Source organism: Streptomyces niphimycinicus (assembly GCF_018883605.1).
Lineage (GTDB): Bacteria > Actinomycetota > Actinomycetes > Streptomycetales > Streptomycetaceae > Streptomyces > Streptomyces niphimycinicus.
On record NZ_JAHLEM010000547.1, the window covers coordinates 1 to 5,105 of the forward strand.

Below are 5,105 nucleotides of genomic sequence, written 5' to 3' on the forward strand. Positions count from 1 at the left end.
CTCGTGGGTGCGCCGCGCCATCGTGGGTGCGCCGCGCCATCGCGAGTGCGCCGGGCCCTCGTGGGTGCGCCGTCATCGCGGGAGCCCGTCGGCGCGGGTGCCCGTCATCGTGGGAGCGCGGTGTGCGTGCCAGGGGCAGTCGCGTCAGCCGCTCTGCGCGTCAGCCGCTCTGCGCGTCAGCCGCTCTGCGCGTCAGCCGCTCTGCGCGTCAGCCGCTCTGCGCGTCGCCGTTCCGCGAGCCGTTGATCGCCGCGTCCCGGGCCCGTACGTACCAGACGCCGAGCAGTCCGAGGGTGCCGCCGGCCAGGCAGGTCCACAGCCACCACAGATGTCCGTGCTCGTCGAACCAGCCGTAGAAGGGCAACTGGACGAGGAAGAGGACGAACCACACGATCGTGCCGCCGGTGATCGTGGCCACGACATTGCCCTCGAGCGGCTCCGGCGCCTCGTGCTTGGGGGTCCACTTCGTCATGGCCACAGCTTAAGGGGGCCGGTCATGGGCCTGGTCGGGGCCGTCCCGGGACCGGTTTGGCGATCGGGCCTTAATAGTTTCATACTCAATGCTTCCGGGTCTGGCTGGAATGTCTTGTTCGATCGTCCAAGAGACCCACTGTTGATGTTCACGCAAGACTGAGGTCATCCATGTCCCCCTCGGCCCCCGCGCCGGTCGACGCCAGCGAACAGGCTCCGGTTCCCCCCATGAACGGCATCGACAAGTTCTTCAAGATCAGTGAGCGTGGTTCCTCGGTCTCCCGGGAAATCCGTGGCGGCCTGGCCACGTTCTTTGCGATGGCCTACATCGTCGTACTGAACCCGATCATCCTCGGGGCCGGGACGGACAAGTTCGGGCATCAGCTCAACAACGGCCAGCTCGTCACCGCCACCGCCCTGATCGCGGGTCTGACCACGCTGCTCATGGGGATCATCGGCAACGTCCCCATCGCGCTCGCCGCGGGCCTTGGTATCAACGCCGTGGTCGCGCTCCAGCTCGCACCCAAGATGAGCTGGCCGGACGCGATGGGCATGGTGGTGCTCGCGGGTCTGGTGCTGATGATCCTCGTCGCCTCGGGGCTGCGGCAGCGGGTGATGGACGCGATCCCGGCCGGGCTGCGACGGGCGATCGCGATCGGCATCGGGCTGTTCATCGCCCTGATCGGCCTGGTCGACTCCGGCTTCGTCACCCGTAACCCCGACTCCGCGCACACCACCGTGCCGCTGGGCCTTGGAGTGGCCGGGCGGCTGGAGGGCTGGCCGGTGCTGGTGTTCGTGGTCGGCCTCGCGCTCACGTTCATCCTGATCGTCCGCAAGACGCGCGGCGCGATCCTGATCGGCATCGTGACCATGACCCTGGTCGCGATCGTGATCAACTCCCTGGCCCGGATCCCGGACGCCAAGTGGGGGCTGACCATCCCCAAGGTGCCGGAGAAGGTGGTCGACACCCCGGACTTCGGCCTGGTCGGCCATGTCAGCCTCTTCGGCGGCTTCCATGAGGTCGGCCTGCTCACCGGCTGTCTCTTCGTCTTCACCGTGCTGCTGTCCGGCTTCTTCGACGCGATGGGCACGATCATCGGCGTCGGCGAGGAGGCCGGGCTGACCGATGAGCGCGGGCAGCTTCCGGGCATGGGCCGGATCCTGATGGTGGACGGCGTCGCGGTCGCGGGCGGCGGCTTCGGCTCGGCCTCGGCCAACACCTGCTTCGTCGAGTCCACGGCGGGCGTCGGGGAAGGGGCGCGCACCGGACTCGCGAACGTGGTGACCGGCGGTCTCTTCCTGCTCGCGCTGGTCTTCACCCCGCTGGCCAAGGTGGTGCCCTCGCAGGCCGCGACCCCCGCGCTGGTGGTGGTCGGCTTCCTGATCATGGCGGCGAACGTCAAGGAGATCGACTGGAGCGATTTCACGATCGCGATCCCGGCCTTCCTGACCATGATCTCGATGCCGTTCACCTACAGCATCACCAACGGGATCGGGCTGGGCGTGCTCTCGTTCCTGCTGCTGCGCATCGCCACCCGGCGGACCCGGGAGATCCCGTGGCTGCTGGGCGCGGTGGGGCTGTGCTTCCTGGTGTATTTCCTGCTCAACCCGATCGAGCAGGCGCTCGGCGTCTCCTGAGCCGAGTCGGCGTCTCCTGAGCCGAGTCGGCGTCCTGCCCAGAGGTATGTCGTCCCCCTGCTGTACGTCGCTGTACGTCGTCCCTTCCTGAGCGCCCAGGACCGGAGGTGTCCTGGGCGCTCAGGCGTTTCACCGAGCGTCACTACCCGGAGTCAACTCACTCGTTCGGGTGAAATAGAAATAGGGATGTCACCAGGGTTTTCATTAGGCGAGGTAATGAGTTATGCTAAAGACCATGCCGGATCTGTCCCGCTCCCAGCACAACGCGGAGGCGCCCCCCGACGACGCGGCCGCCGTGAGCGCCCTGCGGTCGGCAGTGATGCGTCTCTCGCGGCGGCTCAAGCACCAGCGGGTGGACGAGTCGCTCAGCCCGACCGAGATGGCCGTCCTGGGCACGCTGGCCCAGTGCGGCTCCGCCACCCCCGGTGAGCTGGCCCGCAAGGAGCATGTCCAGCCGCCCTCGATGACCCGCATCGTGGCCCTGCTGGAGGCCAAGGGACTCGTCAGGCTCGAGCCGCATCCGGAGGACCGGCGGCAGAAGGTCGTCTCGCCGACCGAGCGGGCCGAGGCCATGCTCGAGGAGAGCCGACGCAAGCGCAACGCCTGGCTGGCCGAGCTGGTCGGGGAGCTGACCGAGGACGAGTGGGACGTGCTGCGCGCCGCCGCTCCCGTGCTGGAGAAGCTCGCGCATTTGTAAGAACAACCGAGGCAGCCAGGAGGCGAACACACTTGAGTACGGGACCCGGAGCAGACTCCGCACCCGCACCGAAGCACCCCACAAACCCCGCGCCCGACCCCACGTCCCCTGTCACCACGGGACGCACCCGGGGCGGGACCTTCAGTTCGCTGAAGATCCGTAATTACCGGCTGTTCGCCACCGGTGCCATGATCTCCAACACCGGCACTTGGATGTCGCGGATCGCCCAGGACTGGCTGGTCCTCAGCATCACCGGCTCCTCCACCGCCGTCGGCATCACCACCGCGCTCCAGTTCCTGCCCATGCTGCTCTTCGGGCTGTACGGCGGGGTCCTCGCGGACCGATGCCCCAGACGGCGGCTGCTGCTGTTCACCCAGACCGCGCTGGGGCTGTGCGGGCTCGCCCTCGCCGCCCTCACGCTCAGCGGCCATGTGCAGGTCTGGCATGTCTATCTGATCGCGTTCCTGCTCGGCCTGGTCACCGTCGTCGACAACCCGACCCGCCAGGTCTTCGTCAACGAGATGGTCGGCCCCAAGGACCTGCGGAACGCGGTGAGCCTCAACTCCGCGAACTTCCAGTCCGCCCGGCTGATCGGCCCGGCGGTCGCCGGTGTGCTGATCACCGCAGTGGGTAGCGGCTGGGCCTTCCTGATCAACGGAGTCTCCTTCGCCGCCCCGATCATCGGGCTGCTGCTGATGCGCACCAGTGAGCTGCACAAGGTCGAGCGGGCGCCGCGCGGCAAGGGGCAGTTGCGGGAGGGGCTGCGCTATGTCGCCGGGAACCCCGATCTGATCTGGCCGATCGTGCTCGTCGGCTTCATCGGCACCTTCGGCTTCAACTTCCCGATCTGGCTGAGCGCCTTCGCCGACGATGTCTTCCACGCCGGACCCGGTACGTACGGCCTGCTCAACACGCTGATCGCGATCGGCTCGGTGGCCGGTGCGCTGCTCGCCGCCCGGCGCGTGGTGGCCCGGCGGCGGCTGCTGGTCGGGGCCGCGCTGATGTTCGGCGTGCTGGAGGTGGTCGCGGCGGCGACCCCGTACTTCTGGCTCTTCGCGGCGCTCATGGTGCCGATCGGGATCTTCAGCCTGACGTTCAACGTGACCGCGAACTCCAGCGTCCAGCTCGCGACCGATCCCGCGATGCGGGGCCGGGTGATGAGCCTGTTCATGATGGTCTTCGTGGGCGGTACGCCGATCGGCGGCCCGCTGGTGGGCTGGCTGACCGACACCTGCGGCGCGCGTATCGGCTTCGCCGCGGGCGGTCTGATCTCGGCCGCCGCGGCGGCCGGGGTGGGGCTGATCCTGGTCCGGGCCGGCGGTCTGCGGGTGAAGCTGGACCTCCGCCGCGGCCACCCGCGAGTGGTCTTCGTCCCCCGCACACCGGAGGAGAAGCCACTCGCGGCCACGGCCTGAACCACGCCGTTGGGCTCGCCGGGGCCCCGCCCCGGACCCCGCTCCTCGAACTCCCCCGGCCACCGCTGGGAGCTGCCCCCTGGAGGGGCTCAGTTGTGCGGGAGACTGGGCGGATGAGACTCTTCGCCGCCGTCCTGCCGCCGGACGCGGCCGTCGCCGAGCTGGCCGCGCGGGTCGAGGCGCTCCGGACGCTGCCGGGGGCGGACGGGCTGCGCTGGACCGAGCGGGAGGGCTGGCACTTCACGCTCGCCTTCTACGGTGAGGTGGCCGAGGAGGTGCTGCCCGAGCTGCACACCCGGCTGGCCCGGGCCGCCCATCGGCACCGCGCCCATGAGCTGCGGCTGGCGGGCGGGGGCCGGTTCGACGACCGGGTGGTGTGGGTGGGCGTCGACGGCGACAGCGAGGCCCTGCGGCGGCTGGCCGACTCCGCCGAGGCGGGGGGCCGACGGGCCGGGGTCCCGATGGACCGGCACCGTCCGTACCATCCGCATCTGACCATCGCCCGTGCCCGTTCCTCCCGCCACCGCTCCGCCACCAGCCTGGTGCCGTACGTGGACGGGCTCACCGACTTCGCGGGCCGGGAGTGGACCGTGGGCCGGCTCTGCCTGGTGCGCAGCCATCCACCGGCCCCGGGCGTCCCCGGGCGGCAGCCGCGCTACGAGGTGGTGGCGGCCTGGCCGCTGGGGCACTGAGCGGCCTGGCCGCTGGGCCACTGAGCGGTCCGGCTAGTCTCAAGGCTGTGGACCCCAAGACCAGAAACATGATCATGAGCGGCGCGCTGGTGCTGATTCTCGTCGTCGTCGCCGCCGCGGCCGCCCTGGGCGGCTAAGCGCTCCGCTGGAAGTGTCGCGATGCGTCGTCGGCCGACTGCGGCGCCGTCGTGG

The 5,105-nt window shown here is 69.8% G+C and carries 5 protein-coding genes; 4 read left to right on the forward strand and 1 reads right to left on the reverse strand.

Annotation, left to right across the window (positions count from 1 at the left end; all coding sequences use genetic code 11):
* Positions 1-208: 208 nt before the first annotated feature.
* On the reverse strand, positions 209-472 hold the full coding sequence (locus KN815_RS35755; protein WP_216346004.1) for a DUF2530 domain-containing protein: 264 nt from the start codon (positions 470-472) through the stop codon (positions 209-211).
* 170 nt (positions 473-642) lie between these two features.
* Between KN815_RS35755 and KN815_RS35760 the strand changes: the two genes are divergently transcribed.
* From KN815_RS35760 to thpR, 4 genes are all read left to right on the forward strand, one after another.
* Positions 643-2,109: an NCS2 family permease gene (locus KN815_RS35760; RefSeq protein ID WP_216346005.1), complete on the forward strand. Its 1,467-nt coding sequence runs from the start codon at positions 643-645 to the stop codon at positions 2,107-2,109.
* Between the two features lie 235 nt (positions 2,110-2,344).
* A complete protein-coding gene (locus KN815_RS35765) occupies positions 2,345-2,806 on the forward strand; it encodes a MarR family winged helix-turn-helix transcriptional regulator (protein WP_078642072.1) in 462 nt (153 codons plus the stop codon).
* Positions 2,807-2,838: 32 nt separating this feature from the next.
* A complete protein-coding gene (locus KN815_RS35770) occupies positions 2,839-4,221 on the forward strand; it encodes an MFS transporter (protein WP_216346006.1) in 1,383 nt (460 codons plus the stop codon).
* A 113-nt stretch (positions 4,222-4,334) separates the two neighbouring features.
* Positions 4,335-4,913: an RNA 2',3'-cyclic phosphodiesterase gene (gene thpR / locus KN815_RS35775; protein ID WP_216346007.1), complete on the forward strand. Its 579-nt coding sequence runs from the start codon at positions 4,335-4,337 to the stop codon at positions 4,911-4,913.
* Positions 4,914-5,105: the final 192 nt, after the last annotated feature.

Bases quoted from the DNA above. Each gene is read 5' to 3' on its own strand.
- KN815_RS35765 (WP_078642072.1), top strand. From the start codon at position 2,345: ATGCCGGATCTGTCCCGCTCCCAGCACAACGCGGAGGCGCCCCCCGAC.
- thpR (WP_216346007.1), top strand. From the start codon at position 4,335: ATGAGACTCTTCGCCGCCGTCCTGCCGCCGGACGCGGCCGTCGCCGAG.
- KN815_RS35760 (WP_216346005.1), top strand. From the start codon at position 643: ATGTCCCCCTCGGCCCCCGCGCCGGTCGACGCCAGCGAACAGGCTCCG.
- KN815_RS35755 (WP_216346004.1), bottom strand. From the start codon at position 472: ATGACGAAGTGGACCCCCAAGCACGAGGCGCCGGAGCCGCTCGAGGGC.